The organism is Alcanivorax sp. P2S70 (genome assembly GCF_000475295.1).
Lineage (GTDB): Bacteria > Pseudomonadota > Gammaproteobacteria > Pseudomonadales > Alcanivoracaceae > Alcanivorax > Alcanivorax profundi.
In genome coordinates this window covers 1-23,175 of record NZ_AXBZ01000032.1, presented here as the reverse complement: position 1 = coordinate 23,175, position 23,175 = coordinate 1, and the positions used below count along the sequence as shown (strand labels likewise).

Sequence of the window (23,175 nt, the reverse complement as noted above, 5' to 3'; positions counted from 1 at the left end):
GTTGATGTTTCGTTCCCACACGCCAGCGCCCCCGCTGGCGTGTGCGTCACAGCCCCGTAACCGCGCTGCCGCGACAACCCTCCTGCTCATTCTGATCGCGCTCTTGAGCGCCTGTCAGAGTGTTCCGCCACCGCAAAGTGCTCAGGTCGCCCAGCACGAACAGGTCGTGGTGCCCTTTGTCCCGCAAGAGGCCTACCAATGTGGTCCGGCCGCGCTGGCCATGATGTTGCAATGGGCCGGGAAACCGGTCAGCGCCGATGCGCTGGTGGACGAAGTCTGGCTACCTGAGCGCAAGGGCAGTCTGGGAATCGAGCTGATGGCGGCGGCTCGCAGCCGGGGCCTGCTGGCCTATCCGGTCAACGATGCCAAACATCTGTATCAGGAATTACAGGCAGGCCGCCCGGTGCTGGTGATGCAGAATCTGGCCCTGCCCAGCTGGCCGAAATGGCACTATGCCGTGGTCACCGGGTATCACGATGAGGGCAAGACGGTGGTGATGCATAGCGGCACCACACAAAGCAAAACCACGCACTGGAACCGGTTTATCCGCACCTGGGCGCGGGCAGAGCAATGGGGATTCACCCTCATCGCCCCCGGCGAACTGCCGTCCAGTGCCGAACCGCAGCCGCTCTTCCGGGCCATCTCGGCCACCCCCAATGCCATGGACTACTGGCCCCAAGCCGTGAAGGCCTTCCCCGACAGTGGCGAGCTATGGTTCGGTTACGGCAATGCCCTGTGGCAAGGCGGAGACAAGCCTGCCGCTCTGGAGGCCTTCGAGCATGCCGTAAAGGCGGCGCCAGAGATGGCCGCGGCCTGGAACAACCTGGCGTTCGCCCAGCATCAACAGGGAGATAGCACTGCCGCCAGACGCAGCCTCTGCAAGGCAATGAACCTGGCTCCGGATGACGAGAATATTCTCGACACCGCGAACACCCTGGGCTACTCCTGCCCCGGCTCCGGCTCGACCAGCTCCGGGTGTTGTTCCAGCAACTGATCGCGTTGCGCCATCAGACCGTCCAGCTTGCGCTGGCCTTCGGCCAGCTGCTCCGGATCGATGCCAAATGCCTCCCCCTGTTCAATCAGACTTTCCAGCTCGCCAATCTTGCGATTGGCTGCCGTCACAAAAGAGGCATACACCTGCTGCTTCTGGCGCATTTCGTACTGCTGGTACAGCCCTGGGTCCGCCAGCTCCTCGGCTGACGGCATCTCACGCAGGTTGGTGCTGCGCGCCAGTGGCGGGGTGCGGGGGTCACCGTTTTCCATGCTCTCTCGCAATGCCGCCACCGCCTTGGCAGAGGGCACCGGCACCACCGCAGGGGCGCCCCCCTGAGACGCATTTGACGCCGGGCCGTCGATAACCCGATCCCCGATGTAGGTCGGCATCGTCTCAGCCTCATCCGCAGGCAACTTCTCGGCCATCGACGGGCTCACCGTTGCCGGGGGGGCCGGGGGCTCTGCCACTGCGGCTGCCGAGGTGTCCTGATGCAGCCGGGCCCAAGCCACACACACGGCCAGGGTAATTCCCAGACCCGCAACAACCAGTGCGACTAACGGCCCGGGTTTCATCACATTACACCCTGATTGATGCGCAATGACGCATCGGCACTGGCATCCGCCAGCTGCTGACGAAACCGGGCTTCAAGCTGTTCACGGGCAATCGCCAACGAGGCTCGGTAACGCACCGATTCACTGTCCAGCGGCTGGTAACCCATGACTTTTTCATCCACCTGAAGAATTTCCCAGTAGGGGGCACCGCTGACCGCGGGGCTACGGAAAGGCGCAGACACCCGTCCTTGCGGTTGGACAAATGCCAACGCCCGGGTCCAGTGATCGTCCCGGCTCTCGCGATCAATCCACCCCAACTGGCCGCCGTCAGTCGCATCCTCAGCCAGGGAGTAGCGGGCTATCGCCTGTTCAAATGACAGGCCATCGCGAATCTCCGCCACGATGCGATCCGCCGCCTGCTGGGAATCTACCCTAAGATGACGCGCCCGCACCCGCTCGACACGGGTAAATTCATCCTTGTTGGCCGCGTAATACTCGGCAATCTGCTGCTGGGTAACCTTGCCCGCCTGCTCCCGCAGGGCGGGGTTATCATCGTGAATGTCGTGCATCAACCCCATCTCATGCAGCAGGGCATCGCGATGCAACGCATCATCAAGACAACGGTCCACTGCCGCCACCGCCTGTCGAGACAGGCCGGACTCCTGTTCAAACCAGTAGAACACGAACTCCATGGTGAGCTGTTGTTTGATGGCTTCGCGAACAAAGGCCAGATTCAGATTATGCATTTGCACCTTGAGCTGAATATTCTGGCGGCGGTAAAGATCCCACAGGCTCAGGGTCTGTTCCGGCTGTGACTCCGCAAACCGGTAACGGGCCAACACGTACTGCTTCGCCGCCTGCTGCTGGGCCTCTGTCATCGTGGTATAGAGAGCTTGTTCCAGGGTCAGCATGGGGGCCAACGCCGTCGCGTCCAGCTCCAGAGGCTGCGTCAGATACGTCAGACTATTGTCGGCACCACGGGTTTGCACGGCGGCCCGCAAGGGCTCGGCAAAGGCCGAACGCAACAGCCGAAAGCGTTGCTGCTCTCGCACCGTATCACGGTCATAGCCCACATTGCCGGAGCCGACCTGGGCAGCGTGGTGGCCGTGATGATCCTCGTGCTCCGCCATGCCCGCCAGCAACCGGTTTTCCACCAGTCCCTTGAGCACAACCTGGGGAGTCGTCGTCGGATCGGCGCGGCGCGCGGCGGCCACAAACACCGCCAGGGTGTCCGCCGGCAAATCCTCACCGTTGATTCTCGCCGCGACAGAGTCCGGTAGCGGACCCCACGCCTGCCAGGCCACCGGGCCCAGTAATACCGCAGCAAGAAAGACCACAAACAGAATAGGAATCGAGCGTTTCATGGCGCCACCCTTGTTATTGTTTTGGAAGCGCCCTGCCTGCTTTCAACGTGTCGCAGAAAGCAGGAGGGCCGCAGGCGATTAAGCCTGTTAGGGGTTCACTTTCACCGCCGCGTGGTTCAACAGGTGCACCACCATGGCAATCGCATGGGGAATCACCACCTGCGCCACCTGAACACGGTCGCCGTGGTCGGTGCTGGACAGCACAATACCGCCATTACCGTAGGCCAGCGCGCCACCCTGGGTGAGCAGTGGACGGATATCATTGCTGCTGGTGGACAGCGGGGTGTAGTCCATCATGGCCTGATCCACCAGTGCGCTGTTGTTCAGGTTTTCGCTGTCATAGTAGTCCGCCACCCAGGACTCCCAACCGCTGTGATTCAGGGCCGAGGTAGTCCACACGTGGTGGGGCTGCAGCAAGTCAGTGGTATGCATCACGAAACCCAGGGTCTGGGCGGTGGGCGTTGCCAGGAACTGGCTGTACCAGTACTGCCCCAGGTTATCGATGGGCTGGAACGGCATCTCCTCGAAATCATCGTACATGGACTTGCTCGAGTAGCTACCCTGGCGGTAGTTGGCTTCGGTCACCCCATAGGTGTTGTACTCGCTGTCATCGGCACAGCTCCAGAAACACCAGCCAGTCATGCCACCGTTACCGTCATCCATGTAGTCACCCACCAGCCAGGCAGCTGCGAGATTGTCGATATCACCCCACACGGTCAGCAGGTCGTAGTTATAGCCCCCGAAGTCGTTCCCATGAACATCGGAACCCCGGGTATGATTCTGGAAATGCCAGTAAGACGTATAGTTGACCAGCGATGCTCCGGCGTTGAACACCGGCGCGTACACACAGTCCCCGGTCACCGCACCGCACAGGTAAGTATCCTGGAAATCATCCACATCGTAGGCGCCCTGCCCGATCACCTCCGCAAACTGATCCATGCTGTAACCCGCGGCATTCACCCAGGCTTTCAGGCGGTTGTACTCGGTGCTTTGCGGGTTGGCCTTCATGTAATTCACCGCATCAATGGCGATACGCTTGTGGGTGATTTGCTGAAAGGCATGGACTGGCGATGACAACAGGGTGGCCGCAAGCAGGCCGGTAAGCGCTAGCGTTTTCATGGGGGTCCCCTTCCGTTTTGTTATTGAATTGCTTCGAATTGTTATTGAATTGAACAAACAATAACCAAACGTATATCACAGCCCTAGGGCGTGGCGGGACATTTAATGGACATTTTCTGCCAGCGGCGCCTTTGCCCGTTACAATGTGGATGAGCGGCATTCAACCTACCGACAGGCAGGCCGAATGCCATCGCCACCACAGCATTCACCACAGCCCTGTGATACAACAGGGCTTTACTGCGATTCCCGGAGCCCGCGCTGTTATGGATCGACGACTTACTCTCGTCCTCTTGCTGATCTTGCCTCTGTTCGCCACCGCTCAAACCGGCAGTTTTTCCTTGCCAGGTGTCGGCGATTTGCAAAAACAGCTGACTGAAACCGGTGAAGACAACAAGGACGGCAGTCGTAACCCGGACCGGGAAACGCTGGAAAAAACGCTTTCCTTCCGCCAGGAAATCGACAGCAACCAGAGCAGCATCAAGTCACTGGAGGCGTTTGCCCGCAAGGCGCCTTCTCAGCGCACCCGACTGGAGGCCGAACTGACCCGCTTACGTCAGGAGCGGGATTCTGACTGGGCGGCAGGCTATGCCGACAAGGACTTGAAAGCCCTGATCAACATTCTGGTTACCCAGCTCGACGCACTGGAAACCAACCAGAGTGAACTTGCCCGTGCCAATAGCGAGCTGACCCGTACCCAGACCCTTCCCGAGCAAGCGCAAAAGGTCATCGGTGATGCCATGGATCGTATCAATACGATTCGTACCCGTTTGAATAATGGCACCGATGAAGACGGGGACCTGCTTGAAGAACTGGAGATCCGCCGTTTGCAGACAGAGCAAAAAGCTCTGGAAACGCGAATCGAGCGCTATAATCAGGAACTGTCAGTCATTGACCGCCAGCAGGACATTGCCCGGCTCGAACAACAAATATTCAAACTCGAGCAAAGCCTGATCGAACAACGCCTCGACGCCGTTCAACCGCTGATCAACCAGAAACGGACCGATCAGCTGGAGCAACAGGCCCATTCCCCGGATTCCCCACTGCCGGCCTCGGTATTACAGAACGCCGAAGTACAACAGGCCATGAAAACCAATCAGGCCCTGCGCCAGGAGCTTGCGAAGACCGGCGACAGCGTCAATCAGTTGCTGCGTACCGCCGTGGACACCAAAACCCAACTGGACAAGGCCCGCTCTCTCTCCGCCACCGTCAACGACCAGATTCGCATGCTGGATGGCAGCTTGTTGTTATCACGAATTCTCTACAAACAGCAAAAAAGCCTGCCCCAGGATCAGGGGGAACTGGATCTTGGCAAAGAGATTACCGAAGCCCGGCTACGCCAGTTTGAAATAGAACAGCACATTCAGGCACTGGATGACGCCCCTCTCCCCCTCGCCGAGGATGGCTCATCAGCAGAACCGGGGCTTGATGAGGCGTTTGACATTCTCCGTGAGGAGCGGCTGGAATTGTATGATCAACTGGATCAGGAATTGAGTCGCCAGCTCGCCATCCTCACCCGTACGCAGCTTAATCATGACCAGCTGCGCAAAATTACCCGGGATTTGCACAATACGATTTCTGAACAGACATTCTGGATGCCAAGCAATCAGCCACTCAGCATTCACTGGCTGGCGCGGCTTCCCGCAGAGCTGATCACCCAAGTGAGGAATCTGCCATGGGAGACGATCGGCAGCGGCGTATGGAAGCTGTTTACCCATGGCTGGGGATGGCTGATCGGCATGATCATCCCGCCCGTATTGTTGCTGCTGGTCCGTACGCGACTTAAAAAACGCATCGCAGAGATGAATCGTGATGTCGGCTCGCTGCGCCGCGACAGCCAGGCCCACACCCCCACCAGCCTGCTCTATACCTTCATTATTTCAGCTCCGGTACCGCTTTTTCTGTCGTTGCTGGGCAGCGCAATCTGGTTGACACCTGGCACGTTCAGCAGCGTGATTGGTGCCGCCCTCACCCAACTGGCTCTGCTCTGGTTGGTCTTTGAGGTGCTCTACCGGCTACTCAAGACTGACGGAATCGCGCAACGCCATTTCCGATGGGATATGACCCACCAGCAACAAATGCGCCGCCGGATGTTGCTCACTGGTCTGGCCTTGGTACCGATGATGTTCATCATCGCCTTTGGTGACCAGTGGCCGGCCCAGCTGAGTAACGACCGGCTTGGCCTGGTCATCATGCTGATCAGCCTGTTCACTGTGATGGTCAGCTTGCCTGCCATTGCCCAGGCCTACCCGGGTCGACACTACAGCGGCGCCGTAAAAGCCCTGTCTACCGGCTTGTGCGCGCTGGCCCCACTGGCGTTGATCATTCTCACCGGGATTGGCTATTACTACACCTCGGTGCGTCTGGCCGGGCACATGATTTACAGCCTGTATCTGGTCGCGCTGTGGATCCTGCTCGACGCTACCGCGGTACGCGGTCTGGCGGTAGCGGCTCAACGGCTGGCGTACAAACGCGCGGTTGCACAACGGGAAACCGAACAAAAAGACAGCGCTAGCGCCGAAGCGGTGGAAGTCGAAGAGCCACAACTGGACCTGAAACAGGTCAACCAACAGTCGTTACGTCTTATCCGGCTGGCGCTGGTGGGCATCATTGGTCTGCTGGTGTATTGGGTTTGGGCAGATGTCTTTCATGCGTTCGCCTACACTGACCAGATTGTGTTGTGGGAAACCGCTGCAGAAGGCACCGGTCAGGCGGCCAGCGCCTCACTGATCAGTCTCGGTGATGTGATCGCGTCGCTCATTATCGGCGCCGTCACCTTTTTGCTGGCCAGTAACTTGCCCGGGCTGCTGGAAGTGCTGGTTCTGTCGCGTCTGGACCTGCGCCAAGGCACCAGTTATGCCACCACTACCCTGCTGTCCTACGTGATTGTGGCCAGCGGCATCGTGTTGACGCTGGGAGCCTTGGGTCTCAGTTGGGACAAGATGCAATGGCTGGTGGCCGCCCTTGGGGTAGGCCTGGGATTCGGCTTGCAAGAAATATTTGCCAACTTTATCTCTGGCATCATCCTGCTGTTTGAACGCCCCATTCGCATCGGCGACGTGATCACCATCAACAACCTCGACGGCACCGTCAGCCGGATACGCATTCGTGCGACCACCCTGATCGACTTTGATCGCAAGGAAATTCTGGTACCCAACAAGGTGTTTGTGACCGAGCGATTGATCAACTGGTCGCTGTCCGACACCGTCACCCGGATTATCCTGCGTGTGGGCTTTGCCTATGGCTCAGACCTGAAAAAGTGCCGTGAGATTCTGCTACAGGCGGCCAAAGAAAACCGTCGTGTGCTGCGTGACCCCGAGCCCGTGGTGCTGTTCATGAGCTTCGGAGCCAGCACACTGGATCATGAGTTGCGCGTTCACGTGAGCGACATCAACGACCGTCTGGCTGCCACCGACGAGCTGAATCGCCATATTGATGCCCTGTGCAAGGAGCACGACGTGGAAATCGCCTTCAGCCAGCTGGATATTCATATCCGCAATGGCGACGGCGAGCAGCTAACCCTGGAGGGCAAAACAACACAGAGTGACGACAACACTCCGCCACCAAAAGCCAACGATGGTGAATCCAACGAAACCGGCGACCCGAAATAACACCACACCCTGCAGACTCGCCGCTCACCGCGGCGATGTCAGGGTGGCCTGATGTGTTCCGCACCGATGAGACCGGGGCCCGCAGAAAACACACTTGTGCATCCCGGTGATCTCTTTGACCTCAGTGGTCAACCCCCGGCCTTTGTGGGGTGTCTCTCAAGCCAGCCCCGTGCGGCAACGCAGCGGGGTTACAGCACCACCTCGAAACATTCCAGCTGGGGCGGGCCCAGGTAGATATCGCGGCGGGCACCAGCATTGGCGTGCGCCTTGCGGAATGCCTCGGATTTGGTCCAGCCTTCAAATGCGGCCTGGGACTCCCACACCGCGTGGGACGAAAACAGGGTGTACTCGTCATTCGTCGCCCCCTGCAGAAGATGAAACTCCTTGAAGCCAGGGACTTCCTGCAGGTAGGTATCCCGCCCTTTCCAGATCTCGATGAAATCCTGCTCACAGCCTGGCTTGATCTTGAAACGGTTCATTGCGATATACATGCTCACCCTCCGTCATTGTGAATGGGCCCCTATAGTGGCGCAGGTGATCCGCAAGTGCATTGACGCAAACACGCATCACGCCTTCCCACGCCCCTGACTTCCACGAATCACCGCTACAAACTTTGGTCTAATTCACTCCCCCTCAAGCGCCTCCTAGCATGAAAGCACATTGCCAACCCGTGCAGTCCATCATGACAATCCGTCACGAACGGCGTCACCATGGGCTATGCACCACCCTGCTGGTACCCGAGCTGGGGCAAAAAGAGGCCAAAGATGAGTTACGAACAAGAATACTCCGCGTCCATCAACGATCCGCACACCTTCTGGGCCGACAAGGCCCGCCAGCTGGACTGGTTCACCTTCCCCTCCACCATTCTCGGCAAGGATGAAAACGGTATCGACCGCTGGTTTACCGATGGCGTCATGAACACCTGCCACATGGCGCTGGATGCCAACCTCGCTGCCGGGCGCGGCGATCAGGTGGCGATCTACTACGATTCCCCCGTCACGAACAGCAAACAGGCCATCACCTACGCCGAGCTCACCGAACGCGTCGCCACCTTCGCGGGTGCCCTGCGCCAGCAAGGGGTGAAAAAAGGCGACCGGGTATTGATCTACATGCCGATGATCCCGGAAGCCGCCGTGGCCATGCTCGCCACCGCGCGCCTGGGCGCCATCCACTCCGTGGTGTTCGGGGGCTTTGCCGCTCACGAGTTGGCGGTGCGTATCGACGATGCCGAACCCAGGGTCATTGTGTCGGCGTCCTGCGGCGTAGAAGTGAACAAGATCATTGAATACAAACCGCTGGTAGACGCGGCCATCGAGCAGGCCCGACACAAACCCGAGCGCTGCGTGATCTACCAGCGCCCCCAGGCCCACGCCAACCTGCAAGCGGGTCGCGACCTGGACTGGCAGGTAGCCGTCGCCGCCGCCAGCCCGGTGGACTGCACCCCCGTGCTCGCCACCGACCCGCTCTACGTGCTCTATACCTCCGGCACCACCGGCAAACCCAAAGGGGTGATCCGCGACAATGGCAGCCACGCCGTGGCCATGCACTACAGCATGAAAGCCATCTACAACATGAACCCCGGCGACACCTTCTGGGCCGCCTCCGATGTGGGCTGGGTGGTGGGCCACTCCTACATCGTCTACGCCCCGTTACTCAGTGGCCTGTCCACCGTACTTTACGAAGGCAAACCGGTTCGCACCCCCGATGCCGCCGCCTTCTGGCGTGTGGCGGAGGAATACAAGGTCAAGGCCCTGTTCTCTGCCCCCACCGCCTTCCGCGCTATCAAGAAAGAAGACCCCAATGGCGAGGGCATCAAGCAACATGACCTCTCCGCCCTGGAAACCCTTTTCATGGCCGGCGAACGGCTGGACCCACCCACTTATGAATGGGTCAAGGACATCACCGGCCTGCCGGTGGTCGACCACTGGTGGCAAACCGAAACCGGCTGGGGGATCTGCGCCAACCTCATGGGTATCGACCCCAAACCCTGCAAACCAGGCTCAGCCACCCTGCCCAGCCCCGGCTACGATGTGCGCATACTCGATGACAACGGCAACGAAGTGGGCCCCAACCAACAGGGTAACGTGGCCATTAAACTGCCCCTGCCACCCAGTTGCCTGCCCTCCGTCTGGGGCAACCACGACCGCTTTCTTGCCGGCTACCTGGAACAGTTTCCCGGCTATTACACCTCCGGCGACGGTGGCTACAAGGATGACGACGGCTATGTGTTCATCATGGGCCGCACCGACGATGTGATTAACGTGGCGGGCCACCGCCTCTCCACCGGCGAAATGGAAGAAGTGCTCGCCGGCCACCCGGCCGTCGCCGAATGCGCCGTCATCGGCATTAACGACGATCTCAAGGGGCAGGTGCCCATTGGGCTGGTCTTGCTCAAAGATGGCATGGAGGTAGAAGCCGACACCCTCAACAGCGAACTGGTCGCCCGCATCCGCCAGGAGATTGGCGCAGTGGCCTGTCTCAAAGACACCCTGATCGCCCAGCGCCTGCCCAAAACCCGCTCGGGCAAAATCCTGCGCAAGCTACTGCGCCAGATCGCCAACGGCGATCCCTACAACATCCCCTCGACCATTGATGACCCGGCCAGCATTACCGAGATAGCAACCTTGCTTGGGCAACGCCAGACACTGGCGGGATGACGAGGGGCGCCCTTGGCGGCACGCCGCCTTGTCAGGTTATTGATCGAATCCAGTGAATGGCGTCGCGGCTTTACCTTCAAGTACGTAACCCGCGGTACCGTATTCGGTATCCTGACTGGACACCCTGAGCGTGCCTTCAAGCCACATGGCGTCCACGGCGAGGTCCAGAGGAACCCCCTGCCCGTCCATCTTTACCAGAATAATCTGGTTCCGGGGCGGCGGCGGTGTATGAATACAGGCACCAAAGTACGGCACCAGAAGAAACTCACGGACATGGGTTTCGTCACCGTCGAGGGGAACGCCATAGCCAGGCAAACGCACCTGTTGTCCATCGAGCGAGGATTTCAGCGGGGCCTCACGCCAGGCTTTGTCGATGGCATCCATCATCAACTGCCCCTTGTCATCCCCGTCTGCAATGCTGTCCGGTGCTGCGTTCTCCCCATAGATTCGATCGAAAATCTCGCTATAAATTTGCGATGGATCGTAGTCTGCGGGAACCAACTCTTCCCATTCCAGCTGTCTTGTCGCATGGCTGGCCATGCTGACCAACAGGCAACAAAGCGCTATCGCTACTCGCATATTCAGTTCCTTGGGGTCAGGCCATCCGCCAGGCTGTTGCGGAAGGCTTTTTCAGCGGGAATAAGCCCCGCCAGGGAGCCTGCCAGCACGATACTGCCAAGTGCGGGCAATTCCCGGATCGTCAGAAACGTCTCCGGCAGCCGCAGCGACCACTGCTCCAGTGCAACACCGGCCAGAGACCACTGCCCCACAAACAACAGCAACAAGCCCAGCATACAGCCCAGCAAGGTCAGGCACAGACTCTCGCCAATAATGATGCCATAAACGGCTATTCGACCCGCCCCCGAAGCCCGTAGCACCGCCAATTCATGCCGCCGCCCCTCCAGAGCCGCCAACACGGTGGAGACCAGTACCAGCAAGGCCACTACCAGCACCGCCAACGAGGTACCTCGCAGGGCATTTTCTCCCGCCGCAGTGATACGCCACAATCGCTGCAATTGCACTCCGGGAATAATGGCGCTGAGAGGCTCTCCGCGGTAACGCGACAGCTCACGCTGTAATCCCAGCACGGCGGTGCGACGTTCCAGCCCCAGCATTACCGCGTTTACCGAATCCGGCGTATCCGCCCGGCGGCCAGGCATCGCTGGCAAGCCAGACAGAAACGCCCCGCCTTGATGAATCAGCGCCATGCCATTCAGCGAAATATGCACACTCTGATCCACAGGGGTGCCCGTGGGCGCGAGAATGCCTGCTACCGTGAACGGATGGTTATCATGCTCAATGATCGCCGGCCCACTGGCACCGTGAGCCAGCACAATGTCATCGCCCAACTGGTAATTCAGGCGGGCCGCAACAGCACTACCCAATACGGCTTGATCCGCCCCGGCAAACCAGCTGCCGGCGCGCAACGCCAGTGCCTCACCACGGCCGTATCGATAGTGCGACAGATAGCTGTCGTTGGTTGCCACCACAGGGTAACCACGATGGGAATCCCCCAGCGCCACGGGAATCCACCACTTCACATCAGGATGATTGGCTAGGTGCTCCACCGTCTCCCAGCGGATGCCGGCAGTAGGATCACTGAGGCGGAAAACGCTATAGAGCAGAATATTCATCGGCCCACCGCGGGCACTGACAATCAAATCGATACCCGAGACCGTGCTGGAAAAATTGGCACGTACCTGGTGACGCACCCGGTCGATGCCGATAATCATCAGCACACTCAAGGCCATCGCCGTGACAATAAGAAATGCGGAAGTTCGCCGGGTTCGCAGGGAGGAAAGCATCACCTTGGCCAGCATGATCAAGTCCTCCCCGCCAGGCGGCCAAAGGCGACACTTCGCTGGAAGTACCCCGCTACCTGGCTGTCATGACTGACCATCAGCAAGGCACTCCCCGACTGATCACACAGCTCACACAATAGCGCCAACAAGGCATCCCGGCTGGCGCTATCCAGTGCCGAGGTAGGCTCGTCGGCAATAATCAGTTCGGGCTTGCCAAAAAGCGCCCTGGCTGCGGCCACTCGCTGCTGCTGACCAAAGGACAACTGCCAGGCGGGCTGCTCGATGGTACCTGGCGCCAGCCCCAGACGGGCCAACAAGGCTTGCGCAGCCTCCCGTCGCTGCGTCTGATTGCGTGCCCCTTCACGCTCACAGCGGCGACGGGAGAAGCGAGCATTGAGGCAAACGTTATCTACCGCGCTCAAATAAGGCAGCAAATTGAAGGCTTGAAAAATGATCCCCATATGAGCCGCACGAAACGCATCGCGATGACGCTGGGGCAAAGAGGAAAAGGCTTGTCCGGCCACCCGGATTTCACCCTGCTGGACCGGGCGGATTCCGGTAATCAGCGACAAAAGCGTACTCTTGCCACATCCGCTAGGCCCGTGAAGCAACACCCGCTCCCCCGCCTGCAGGGAAAACGACGGAACCTGAAGAAATGGATACGACTGACCAGGATATCGATATTCCAGGCCGTTCAGTTGCAATACCTGACTCACAGTTACTCCAGGGGGATGCGGGTTTCTCCCGGGGCCAGACGCAATGCGCTCTGTCCTGTTGGCAATAACAGTATCACCTCGGTGGTGAGGCCGGAAAAAATCTTCAGGAATGGCAAAGAGACCCGGGCAAGTTTCTCTGGCGCCGCACAGGAAAACACCCATTCGTTGTCGACATCCTGATGACTGGCCTGATCATGGTCATGGTCATGGTCATGGTCATGGTCGTGGTCGTGGTCGTGGTCGTGGTCGTGGTCGTGGTCGTGGTCGTGATCATCAACCGGTTGTGCCAGCGGAAACAAGGTATCCACCGTACTCAGCGTCGCCTTGACCCGCTCACACTGCGCGGCCGGAGAGAGTTCCGGTGCGGTAATACGGTTCAGCCGGTCGGCATAACGTTTGCGGGCCGGCGCGTCGACCGGGGCGGCTTCTGTACCAAGAATATCCATCAGCGGCGCCCGAAAACTGACGGTTACCTCTCCCGCGTCGATGACCACCGCAGCCTTTGCCATGCCATGCTGGTGAATCTCCGCAGCTCCTGCATGGCCAGCCAGCACTACCAACAAGGGGGCCAACACCCATTCAAGACGCACAGGAAGCCCGTTGATCATTCGTCACCTCACAGTGTCGACACGCACGAATATTCGCCACATGAGTGGCAACCAGACAAAATCCGACCACGCACGTCAGCACCGGTTCCCAAAGGGTGCCATGAAGGGTCTCTTCAAAGGCCGCCAGCAAACACAACAAGCTCAGCGCCACCAGATTGGTGAGCACGATGGCAAGCTTGCGATGATGACGGTACCCCAATCCCATGGCGAATACGCTGACGGGCACGACCAGCACCAGCATGGCCACATGAAAAACCTCGTCCATGGCGCCAAAGGCTGACAGCAGTCCCAACGCGAATAACCCGGCTACACTGGCCAGGCAGTGAATCATGCAGAGACCAGACAGGACGATCGCCGTCTTGTCCAGATGGGAGCGGTGCATTGTGCTCTCCTGATTGATTTCTGACAGAGGGGTAAAGCGCATTGCGCAGGTGGCCGGCAGGGTGTTACCTCACCGGGTTCCCGCACAACGCGCGCATCGCCCGTGCACTTCCAGCAGGGGCTCCTGCTGAATGACAAATCCAAGCCCATCAAGAGTCTGCTGCAGCTCATCCACCGCGGCGCCGGCCATGGGGGTCTCCTGCACGGCACCGCATTCATCACAAAGCAAAAATACCGTGCCGTTATGATCGTGTTTACAGGTGATGTGGCCACACGCGAGATATTGGTTGGTGGAACTGAGCCGATGGGCCAACCCTTGCTGAACCAGAAAATCCAGCGCCCGATAGATGGTCGGCGGCTGGGCATTATGCTGAAAACGCGCCTTGAACTGGTCGAGCAGTTGATACGCAGTCTGAGGACCATCCTGGCTCAACAACAGGTTCATGACCTGCTTGCGCTGTGGAGTCAAACGCACCCCCTGTTCACGGCAGTGATGTTCTGCGCTGGCCAGGATACGTTCGTTACGACTCATCAGGGCAGATCCTTTAAATATCCAGTGTCACCAACAAACGCTGTTGGCCGGGGGTTACAGGGGGAGAGCGATGCACCACACCCTGGCCGTGATTATCCCGCCATGTGTCTCCTTTGAACAGGGCGACCTGGCCAGCCTGTAGCTGCTCCAGACTGTCCTCGCGGTAACAGCCTTGTTGATCCTGACCGGGCAACAGCAAGGTTTCGGTCACGGCGTCGGCGGGCAGCCACTGACTACCCGGGCCACCATAGGTACACAACATCCGCGCGGGAATGCGATCCACATGAAAACGCGGACACATGGGTTTTTCCAGCGCCGTTACTCGCACACCGACACCACTGACACCAAACAGGCATGCCATCATTTCGGACAGCAACTGCACATCTTGACGAAGCTCAGTAAAGGCATCGCCCGGTATCAAATGCTGCAGCGAACCGGCAACACCATGATCCATGTCTACCCAGCTTCGTACGGCCATACGTTGCTGGCAGGCCAGCGCCACGACATCGGCTCCCACCGGGCTCAGTCGGTCCCACACCGCCACAAAGACATGCTCATGGCCGATTTCGCCCAGAACTCCCGCCTCTTCACTTATCGCAAGCCCCAACGGTGATAATGGCGAGTGTCTTAGTGCGCTCATCCCGCCATCTCCCACTGAGGAAACGGGTCTTCAAGCTGCTCCCAAAGCGCCTTCCCGGCCAGCATTTCCGCTTCGCTCAACAGGCAATCATCCAATGCCCTGCAGGTTGCCTCCGGATCCAGATGGTGGCCGATGAAGACCAATTCCTGCCGCATATCACCAAAAGGTTCCTGCCATTTTTCCATGATCATGGCGCGGTACTCGGGGTCCGTCGGCCAGTGCTGATCCGGCACGGTTTTCCAAAACAGGCCTGCTGGCCCGTGATGCACAATGTCTCCGGCCTGGCTCCAGTTGCCGGCAAACTGGGGACGTGTGGCCAGCCAGAAGAATCCTTTGGAACGAAGCAGGGTCCCGTAAGGCCAGGGCTGCTGCAGGAATGCCCAAAAACGTTCCGGGTGAAACGGGCGGCGTGCTTCATAGGTAAAGCTGCTGATCCCGTATTCTTCTGTTTCCGGAAGATGCTCACCACGCATTTCCTTAAGCCAGCCCGGTGCCTGCTGCGCTTTTTCAAAATTGAATCGGCCGGTGTTAAGCACTTCTTGCAAGGGAACTCTGCCATGGCTAATGGGCACAATATGCGCATCCGGATTAAGAAGCCGCAACGTGGCGCTCAGTGTTTCCAATTCCTCGTCTGTCACCAGGTCTGTTTTACTGATCAACAGCACATCGCAAAATTCCACTTGTTCAACCAGAAGATCGACCACGTTACGAAGGTCCTCTTCGCCAAGATTCTCGCCCTCCTGTTGCAAATTACGGGTACTTTGGTAATCGCGCAGAAAGTTCACGGCGTCCACCACCGTCACCATGGTGTCCAGACGGGCTATCGTCGACAGGCTGGTGCCGTCTTCATCCTCAAACGTAAAGGTTTCTGCCACCGGCAGCGGCTCTGAAATACCGGTAGATTCAATGACCAGGTAATCGAATCGTCCGTCCCGTGAGAGCCGGTTCACTTCCAGCAGAAGATCTTCACGCAGAGTGCAACAAATACAACCATTGCTCATTTCCACCAGCTTTTCTTCGGCCCGATTCAGAGACACATCTTGATTGACCAGGGCGGCATCAATGTTGATTTCGCTCATATCATTCACAATCACCGCCACCTTAAGGCCGGCGCGATTGTTAAGAATATGATTAAGGACCGTGGTCTTGCCCGCGCCGAGAAAACCGGACAAGACGGTTACGGGTAGCTGGCGTGCAGGGCTGGCTTGTTCTGGATTCATCACATCATCCGGTTCGTTGGTGGGCAAAGTGACGCTCGTTCTGTTCAAGGCGGGCTTTCACTTCGGCACAGTATTCCGTTGTCGGGCGGGCCAGCAATCGACGCAGTCCTATCGGTTCGCCACTGATTCGACAGTACCCGTACTCATGTCCGTCGAGCCGTCGCAGCGCATCACGAATTTTCCCCAACAAGGCTTGTTGGCGGGCCATGAAACGTAACCGATGACGACAGCTTTCCTCTTCAGCTGCCGCATCGACAGGGTCTGGCTCTTGTACCGGGGTACGTAGATGCGCCATGGCACTGGCGATGTCCTTCTCACATTCCCCTGCCAGCGCAACCAGCCGATCACGAAAAAATTGCTGCTGTTCGCCATTCATGTAATCCGACGCGGACATTGCCAGCAGGGTTTGTTCACTGATCGTGCGAGACATGTTTGGCTCCTTTTTAGTTATGTTATAACATATCAAAACAAACACTCAAGCCCTCCGCACTACAGGAGCCCCCATGACGCCCTCACTCCCTGCAACCTACACCGAGTGGCGACACTGCATTACCGAGGTCTGCGGCATTCCCCTCACCGCGGACTTCATTCAGCAACGGCTCTCGGCGCTGGGTAACCCCCACAACGACATGACAAAAAGATTCATTGCCTTGTATGGCAAGCCCCACTGGCAACAGACCAAACAATGGTTCATGGACGCACTGAATGAACTTGACCGTTGACAGAGCTGGCCCATGCCTGGACCCGGCATACACCCGCCCCTTCCCTTTTGCCTGAAAAGACAACCATCAGAATGAAACCTCGCAACCGCTCTACCCTGCTTATCAAAGGTGCCACCGTCATGCTGCCCAGTGGGCCGGCAGAAACCGATGTGGCTTGCCACGAAGGCCGGATTGTCGCCATTGGCGAATCCCTTTCGGCAGAAACAGAAATCGACGCGCGCGGTCTGCACCTGCTACCTGGCGTGGTGGATTCCCAGGTGCATTTCCGTGAACCCGGTATGACCCACAAAGAAACACTGGAAGCCGGTACCCGAGGCGCCGTACTCGGCGGGGTTACCAGTGTGTTCGAAATGCCCAACACCCAGCCCCTCACACTTCGCCAGGAGGATTTACAGGCCAAGATTGCCATTGCCGAACAGGATGCCTGGTGTAACTACGCCTTTTACATAGGAGGCGCAGCGGCAAACGCGGAACAGCTACCCCGCCTGGAACGACTGCCAGGGTGCTGCGGCGTCAAGGTCTTTATGGGCAGCTCTTTCGGAGATTTGCTGGCGGACAGCGACAATGTGTTGCGATCTATCCTCCGCCACGGGCAACGGCGGGTTGCCATTCATGCAGAAGATGAGGCCCGCCTGCGCGCTCGCCGCCACATCGCCGAAGACGCCGCGCACCCCCGGGCGCATTCCCTCTGGCGGGACGAGGACAGTGCCTTGCTGGCCACCCGGCGTATCGTCAGCCTGGCCAATGAGACCGGGCGCCCATTGCACCTGCTACACATCTCCACCGCAGAAGAAATGGCCTTCCTGCAACACCACAAATCACGGGTCTCCGTTGAAGTGTTGCCGCAACATCTCACTCTCACCGCCCCACAGTGCTATGAGCGACTGGGCACGCTGGCCCAGATGAATCCCCCAATTCGGGACTCGCGACATCAGCAAGCCCTCTGGAAAGCGGTCACCAACGGCATTGTGGATGTTATCGGCAGCGATCATGCTCCCCATACCCGGGACGAAAAACAGCGCCCCTATCCCGATTCTCCCAGTGGGATGACCGGCACCCAAACCCTGTTGCCCTTGATGCTGAACCATGTAAATGAGGGAAAACTGACCCTAACACGACTCGTGGATCTGGTCTGCGCCGGCCCGGCCCGTCTCTTCGGTATGGCAGGCAAAGGGCGTATCTCCGTCGGCTATGATGCCGACCTGACATTGGTCGACCTGAAGAAACGTCAGGCTGTGGATGATCGCAAACTGGCGTCGCCCTCTGGTTGGAGCGCCTTTGACGGAATGATGCTCCAAGGCTGGCCCAGCGCGACCATTGTTGGCGGCCGCCTCGTTATGGCAGAGGAGGAAGTGATTGGCAGTCCGGCCGGGCAAGCCATTCAGTTTCTGTAAAAGGCCCCGCTCGCAAAGAACAACCGAGGCATTCACCCGGCAGGGGCACCACTTCGCCTTCGCGCCAGCCAATCGCGGACAAACACGATAATCTCACTGGTACGATCTACCCCGGCAAGGTCATGAAACCGGTGGTCCAGCCCCTCAGCAAACAGAAACTCTACCTCAGACTTATTCTGTTTGAGCATGAGAGCCTGGTTGCTCGCTAACGCAGGCGAAACGCTCTCATCAAGAGCAGACTGAATAATCAACACAGGGGTGCGGACACTCATCAGCAATGCTGTTTGATCTGCTGCAAGCATGCTTTTCCACCAACGAAACCCATGGCCGCTCATCACAAGGTCCATATTCTCGGCAGCTTCGACAGAATCGGCAAACGCCAGAAAATCCTGTTTCGCTTCTTCGAATGCCTCCGGAGGTAGTTCAAGCGCCATACTGTGCAGCACATCATCGACGAAAAAGCGGCCGCCGCCATTCAGAGAGACAACCGCGCTCACCGCATCACTGCGGGAAGCCACCATCGCCGCCACCAACGCCCCCTCGCTTCCCCCGAGTAGCGTAATGCGGTCATAGTGAAATCGGTTATCCAACCAGGACATCACCTGCAGATAATCGTCCGCCCGCTGCTGTGGCGAGTCATGCTCATAATACGACGCGGGGCACTCCGGGCTATCACCCGAACCGTTCCAGGAAACCGACCGGGTAAGGCCATACTTCTCCACCGTAAGGACATCCGCATCACCAATAACGGTGGCAAAGCGATCATTAATCACCTTGCTGTGGGCCACACTCTTGCAGTCTGAGCCCTGCATCAGCACCAGCAAATGACCGCTTCCTTTCTGGTCCAGATAGAACGTGATCTCTGACCCATCTGCCCGTGTTAAGCGCTCCCCCTCTTCGGCAAACACATCCTGAATAGCAAACAGCAGCAACGCCATTATGATCACGAGAGCTTTATACATGGGCATTTTCCGGCAGACCGTTCAGAGCAGCTCGTTGGTGATCATCCCGAGTATGGGGAACGACCTGAACCTTGCCTCTTTCGAGGCCGACAAGCCCGGGAAAGTTCAACCAGGCAACCCATCAAACCCTGGCGCATCATTAACCTCTCCTTCCCAAACCGCTTTACTGGCCAAAAAAATATGTGCCGTTGGCATCACTGGGACTGTCGTATCCAGACACCCTGCAGGCACCACCAGCAGACCCGAAGCCTGCGCATCCGGCAACGCCGAGCCACACAACGAGCAGAAACTTTTGGCATGCCGGGTATCAGGAAGCGTAAATGACCTGACCACATCGACACCCGATAGCCAGATCAGTTGAGCTGAAGAGGAGAACAGATTAGCGGCATGGGCTGAGCCTGTATCTTTCTGGCAATGCTGGCAGTGGCAGAGATAGAAGCGGTCAAAATCCCCTTTGATCTGAAAACGCACGGTGCCACACAGACAAGAGCCGAAATGATCCGTCATGGATATTCTTCCATTCTATGGGGAGAGAAGCTGGTTGAAACTGGAATGTGAGATCTGCCCCAACCCTCGCTCGCAGGGCATCAGCTTTGGGAAATGGAAGATCTAACCCCATTTCCTGTTATTAACCTTCATCAACCTTTCTCCGATATGAGAAGGTAGAAGGCTCCAGTCTAAAAAGTATATCGGACAAGCGAATCTCCAGGGAAAGATCGTCTTTACCCAAACTTTGACGCATCATCCTACACAGCCTTGTGTAAGCAAGAATTTCCTGCTCTTTCTCAAGCGTACCACCTTGCAGCCAAAAACCTTCCAAGGCCTCTACCACACCAGCATCGGCGCATACGCAAATCCGCGACTTCGCATCATTGAGAGCTCCAAGCTCAGAAATCTCATCTTGTATTCGCCCGGATCTTCTAGCAGAAACAAGGAATGAAATGGCTTTCAAAAAGTCTGAGTACGCATCCAGTCGCATTTTTGCCAACTCATCGTTGCGGCTCTTTTTTTCGGATAAAACATGCCCAAAGACCGCTCCGATCAGTCCTGCAATCAGTGAAAATATTGCTGCCATGGTGATTGTCATAGGGTCCTTGGCTAACGCTTGGTTCAGGTGCGCCAAAGGCGTCACTTGGAACCATTTGTTATATTAATCAGTTGTACACATATCTATTATTTCATCTATGATGGTAATGAGATCTTCGCTTATTTCATTACTATTAATTGAATTTATGTATTCTTCTTTATCAAACTTAACTCTAAAGTGTGAATTTATCCCATCAAGAACAGGCTTCACATCCTTGATAAATAGTGCCTCAGTATTACTCGCTCTTTCAGAGAGCTTATATGTTTCAGGGACTACCAGTCCATGTTCATTTGCAAGATAATTCCTAACCGCATCAACATCCTTAATGATTTCTCGATTTCGACAATTATTAGAAATATAGCGACTGATTGCCTCAGGAACTATCAAGTAATTCTCTATTTCTCGTCGCCTCAATGTTCTGTACATCATTATCACATGTTGGCCTGAATCATCTCTCTGAACATCTTTACCATTGTCATGCAAACTTGAATTTGTAGTATTGTAGTTATCATCATCCAAGTCTCTAAGGCTATACGCTGTTATGTGGCTGCCAGTTTCTTGAGTTATTTTTTGATTGAGTTCAACAATTAAAGTTTTACGTTCTTTATGCTTCTTGTTCGTCACCCACTCAACAATATTTTCTGGCCAAACCTTTCCCAGCTTTATACAGAGTGACTTTAGAATACGGGCATCACTTGCATTTTCAACAAGTAATACCTTTTTGTGTTCTATCATGGAATCAAGAAGGGGGAAATATTTGCTGCCGAGCCCTTCCAGAACCAACACTTTTTCTTCATTGTTTTTTAAGTATTCTGCTTTTGAAGCTTCAACATGCAAGACTTTCTGGTAGTCAATTAGCTTTATTAAATCAGAACTATGGCTAACCATTAGAATCTGCTTGTTGTTTTCTTCGCATATCCTTTCCAACTTCTCCATCAGGAGAGACTGCAAAGATGAATGCAAATGGGCGTCAGGCTCATCAAGTAGAAGCACATCGTTGTTTTTGTCTAAGGCTAAAGCAAAAACACTTAACCATTGTAGAAAACCACTTCCCTCGACCATCAGGTCTCTTTTACTTGAATTATTTCTCTCTTTCTCTTGGGTGTCAGGATTTTTAATCAAATCTATGACATCGACACTTACGAAATTATGAAACTGGCTATCAAAATCATGCACATAAAGATTTACATGAAACACTTCAGAAAGTATTTCTTTTAGCTGCCTCCATTCAGTGCTTATACCTTTAAGTACTTGTTGGTCTGCTTGTGTTAGTCTTTGCTTATTTGGAAAAAGCTCATTCTTTTTCTCTTCAATGGTCGACTCATGAGCGTCGTGTAAATCCAACAGTAAGTTTCTAATTACAGAGCCAGCCTGCCCTTTTCCTATTAGCTTTCTTCGATCTGCTACAGACAACCAACTTTCATTTTCATTCATTCCACCAAAAGGTGGAAGGTAAGCAATAGTAGGTATTTTATCTGACTCAGAAAGATTAGAATCAGACTTTTTTATTGCGAAATTATTTCCGTTAAGAGTATACGCAAGCTCTAGAAAGAGATTTCTATTTTCTGCCCCCTTCCACCCTACTTTTATTTTGAGCTGATAGGAGCCAATTGTCCTTTGGTCTTTCCAAAGATATCTCAAGGAAGGAATGCTAATTGGTGAAAATGATTCAGGAGCAATACCAAGCCCTTTTTTCTCTACATCATATTCTTCAAGTAACGACTGCTGCCCCCGATAATTAATCAAAAGGATCTTTGCATACTCCCATACAGCAAGAGCATGTAAGAGGCTGGTTTTTCCCGAGTTGTTAACCCCAGAGATCAGTGATAGTCCATTTTCGTTAAGATCAACATTGATCTCATCAAATTTCTTAAAGTTACTTAATTCTATCAGATTCACTCTGCACTACCTTGGTTCAATATAACGCTCAAATCAGCTGCGCAGTTTACTGCGTCGGCTGCATTTTCTTGTTATGTTGTTTATCACTCGGTATTACGCCATTCATTATAACGGGCAGGCCTTTCATATCCTCAAATTCATCATCATTCAAAATGAAAGCCAGATCTTTATCTCCTTGCCCATACCCCCACAAGTAAAGCTCTGCGCCAAATGCACTAGGTGAAACAATAATTCCTCCACCTTGGACTTCAGGGCACAGTTTTTTCATATGCTCTTCAGGCCCATATTGGAAAGTTTCTATTAAGTCATCAGTATTCAAACCGAAGAACGAGTGATTGACTATAGGTATAAATTGATCCATTTCACTTTGTGAAAATTCCATTGCACCAACATATGAATCCCATGGAATAAATATCTGCATTCTTGGTCGGTCTTCTTGATTGAATTTGTAGCCACTATCTTTAAATAGCTTACGAACCAAAGTGTATACAATGTAATGCGTTCTTATTTGATACACAGATAGGCCATCTAGAATTTTTCCAATTCTAGCACCCCGATCATCTCGACCCTGCTCGGTCCGCGAAGAAGCAAGTATGCCGCCAAAGTATTCAACGGCAATCTCATCATCAGAATATGAGCCTTCATTAATTATTGTTTTGAGGACTTTGGGTGGAACTTGCCCTGGCTGTTCAATTTTATCGCCTAGTTTCTGCTCGGCTTTGCCGAAAATTCTTCCTACATTCTGTGCTCGCTTTTGTGCAAAGTCGCGAAGACTTTCACCCAAGTAATCCGCCGTAGGCCCAAGCATTTTATTAAGTCCATCTTTACCCAGATAAGCCGCTACCGCTCCGAGACCTACAGTTGTTATTGGTTCTGGCATTAAGCCTCCTAATAAACATAACAGCGTATTAATTAGAAC

23 protein-coding genes are annotated in these 23,175 nt (G+C 55.7%); 5 read left to right on the top strand and 18 right to left on the bottom strand.

Annotated elements, in window-relative coordinates; all coding sequences use genetic code 11:
- Positions 1–4 precede the first annotated feature (4 nt).
- Positions 5–994: a PA2778 family cysteine peptidase gene (locus Q672_RS27030; RefSeq protein ID WP_081703654.1), complete on the top strand. Its 990-nt coding sequence runs from the start codon at positions 5–7 to the stop codon at positions 992–994.
- Here the strand turns inward: Q672_RS27030 and Q672_RS27025 are convergent.
- From Q672_RS27025 to Q672_RS27015, 3 genes are all read right to left on the bottom strand, one after another.
- Complete coding sequence (locus tag Q672_RS27025; protein WP_022985615.1) at positions 940–1,566, bottom strand: hypothetical protein; 627 nt, start codon at positions 1,564–1,566, stop codon at positions 940–942. The two genes, Q672_RS27030 and Q672_RS27025, sit on opposite strands and share 55 nt — an antisense overlap.
- Positions 1,566–2,909 carry a peptidylprolyl isomerase gene (locus tag Q672_RS27020; RefSeq protein WP_022985614.1) on the bottom strand — a complete coding sequence of 448 codons (1,344 nt, stop codon included), beginning with the start codon at positions 2,907–2,909 and terminating at the stop codon, positions 1,566–1,568. The genes Q672_RS27025 and Q672_RS27020 overlap by 1 nt, the downstream gene beginning before the upstream one ends.
- 87 nt (positions 2,910–2,996) lie before the next feature.
- Entirely contained in the window at positions 2,997–4,028 is a 1,032-nt protein-coding gene (locus tag Q672_RS27015) for a phospholipase (RefSeq protein WP_022985613.1), read from the bottom strand.
- 263 nt (positions 4,029–4,291) lie between these two features.
- On the opposite strand from Q672_RS27015, the gene mscK reads away from it, so the two are divergent.
- A complete protein-coding gene (gene mscK / locus Q672_RS27010; RefSeq protein WP_035482233.1) occupies positions 4,292–7,636 on the top strand; it encodes a mechanosensitive channel MscK in 3,345 nt (1,114 codons plus the stop codon).
- Between the two features lie 188 nt (positions 7,637–7,824).
- Here mscK and Q672_RS27005 read toward each other — a convergent pair whose 3' ends face one another.
- A complete protein-coding gene (locus Q672_RS27005; protein ID WP_022985611.1) occupies positions 7,825–8,127 on the bottom strand; it encodes an antibiotic biosynthesis monooxygenase family protein in 303 nt (100 codons plus the stop codon).
- 273 nt (positions 8,128–8,400) lie between these two features.
- On the opposite strand from Q672_RS27005, the gene Q672_RS27000 reads away from it, so the two are divergent.
- Positions 8,401–10,293: a propionyl-CoA synthetase gene (locus Q672_RS27000; protein WP_022985610.1), complete on the top strand. Its 1,893-nt coding sequence runs from the start codon at positions 8,401–8,403 to the stop codon at positions 10,291–10,293.
- A 36-nt stretch (positions 10,294–10,329) separates the two neighbouring features.
- Here Q672_RS27000 and Q672_RS26995 read toward each other — a convergent pair whose 3' ends face one another.
- From Q672_RS26995 to Q672_RS26955, 9 genes are all read right to left on the bottom strand, one after another.
- Positions 10,330–10,872, bottom strand: a complete 543-nt coding sequence (locus Q672_RS26995) for a DUF3299 domain-containing protein (RefSeq protein WP_022985609.1) — start codon at positions 10,870–10,872, stop codon at positions 10,330–10,332.
- Positions 10,873–10,874: 2 nt separating this feature from the next.
- Positions 10,875–12,113, bottom strand: coding sequence for an ABC transporter permease (locus Q672_RS26990; RefSeq protein ID WP_022985608.1), 1,239 nt, complete (start codon positions 12,111–12,113; stop codon positions 10,875–10,877).
- A gap of 2 nt (positions 12,114–12,115) precedes the next feature.
- The gene (locus Q672_RS26985) at positions 12,116–12,811 is read right to left on the bottom strand and encodes an ABC transporter ATP-binding protein (RefSeq protein WP_022985607.1); all 696 of its coding nucleotides are present in this window, start codon (positions 12,809–12,811) and stop codon (positions 12,116–12,118) included.
- Between the two features lie 2 nt (positions 12,812–12,813).
- Positions 12,814–13,419 carry a ZrgA family zinc uptake protein gene (locus tag Q672_RS26980; protein ID WP_022985606.1) on the bottom strand — a complete coding sequence of 202 codons (606 nt, stop codon included), beginning with the start codon at positions 13,417–13,419 and terminating at the stop codon, positions 12,814–12,816.
- On the bottom strand, positions 13,391–13,801 hold the full coding sequence (locus Q672_RS26975) for a MerC domain-containing protein (protein WP_022985605.1): 411 nt from the start codon (positions 13,799–13,801) through the stop codon (positions 13,391–13,393). Before Q672_RS26975 ends, Q672_RS26980 begins: the two co-directional genes overlap by 29 nt.
- Positions 13,802–13,870: 69 nt before the next feature.
- Entirely contained in the window at positions 13,871–14,332 is a 462-nt protein-coding gene (locus tag Q672_RS26970; protein WP_022985604.1) for a transcriptional repressor, read from the bottom strand.
- Positions 14,333–14,345: 13 nt separating this feature from the next.
- Entirely contained in the window at positions 14,346–14,972 is a 627-nt protein-coding gene (locus tag Q672_RS26965) for a DUF1826 domain-containing protein (RefSeq protein ID WP_031226558.1), read from the bottom strand.
- A complete protein-coding gene (gene zigA / locus Q672_RS26960) occupies positions 14,969–16,192 on the bottom strand; it encodes a zinc metallochaperone GTPase ZigA (protein WP_022985602.1) in 1,224 nt (407 codons plus the stop codon). The genes Q672_RS26965 and zigA overlap by 4 nt, the downstream gene beginning before the upstream one ends.
- Before the next feature lie 4 nt (positions 16,193–16,196).
- The gene (locus Q672_RS26955; RefSeq protein WP_022985601.1) at positions 16,197–16,622 is read right to left on the bottom strand and encodes a TraR/DksA family transcriptional regulator; all 426 of its coding nucleotides are present in this window, start codon (positions 16,620–16,622) and stop codon (positions 16,197–16,199) included.
- Between the two features lie 73 nt (positions 16,623–16,695).
- Here Q672_RS26955 and Q672_RS26950 point away from each other — a divergent pair, with 73 nt between their 5' ends.
- Positions 16,696–16,914: a hypothetical protein gene (locus Q672_RS26950; protein ID WP_022985600.1), complete on the top strand. Its 219-nt coding sequence runs from the start codon at positions 16,696–16,698 to the stop codon at positions 16,912–16,914.
- A gap of 71 nt (positions 16,915–16,985) precedes the next feature.
- Positions 16,986–18,308: a dihydroorotase gene (locus tag Q672_RS26945; RefSeq protein WP_022985599.1), complete on the top strand. Its 1,323-nt coding sequence runs from the start codon at positions 16,986–16,988 to the stop codon at positions 18,306–18,308.
- 32 nt (positions 18,309–18,340) lie between these two features.
- Here Q672_RS26945 and Q672_RS26940 read toward each other — a convergent pair whose 3' ends face one another.
- From Q672_RS26940 to Q672_RS26920, 5 genes are all read right to left on the bottom strand, one after another.
- The gene (locus Q672_RS26940) at positions 18,341–19,270 is read right to left on the bottom strand and encodes an alpha/beta hydrolase family protein (protein WP_022985598.1); all 930 of its coding nucleotides are present in this window, start codon (positions 19,268–19,270) and stop codon (positions 18,341–18,343) included.
- 105 nt (positions 19,271–19,375) lie between these two features.
- A complete protein-coding gene (locus Q672_RS26935; protein ID WP_022985597.1) occupies positions 19,376–19,777 on the bottom strand; it encodes a GFA family protein in 402 nt (133 codons plus the stop codon).
- Between the two features lie 121 nt (positions 19,778–19,898).
- Positions 19,899–20,357, bottom strand: a complete 459-nt coding sequence (locus Q672_RS26930) for a hypothetical protein (protein WP_022985595.1) — start codon at positions 20,355–20,357, stop codon at positions 19,899–19,901.
- A 63-nt stretch (positions 20,358–20,420) separates the two neighbouring features.
- On the bottom strand, positions 20,421–22,256 hold the full coding sequence (locus tag Q672_RS26925) for an AAA family ATPase (RefSeq protein WP_022985594.1): 1,836 nt from the start codon (positions 22,254–22,256) through the stop codon (positions 20,421–20,423).
- 46 nt (positions 22,257–22,302) lie between these two features.
- The coding region (locus tag Q672_RS26920; RefSeq protein WP_235047197.1) for a hypothetical protein at positions 22,303–23,175 on the bottom strand (873 nt) is incomplete at its 5' end.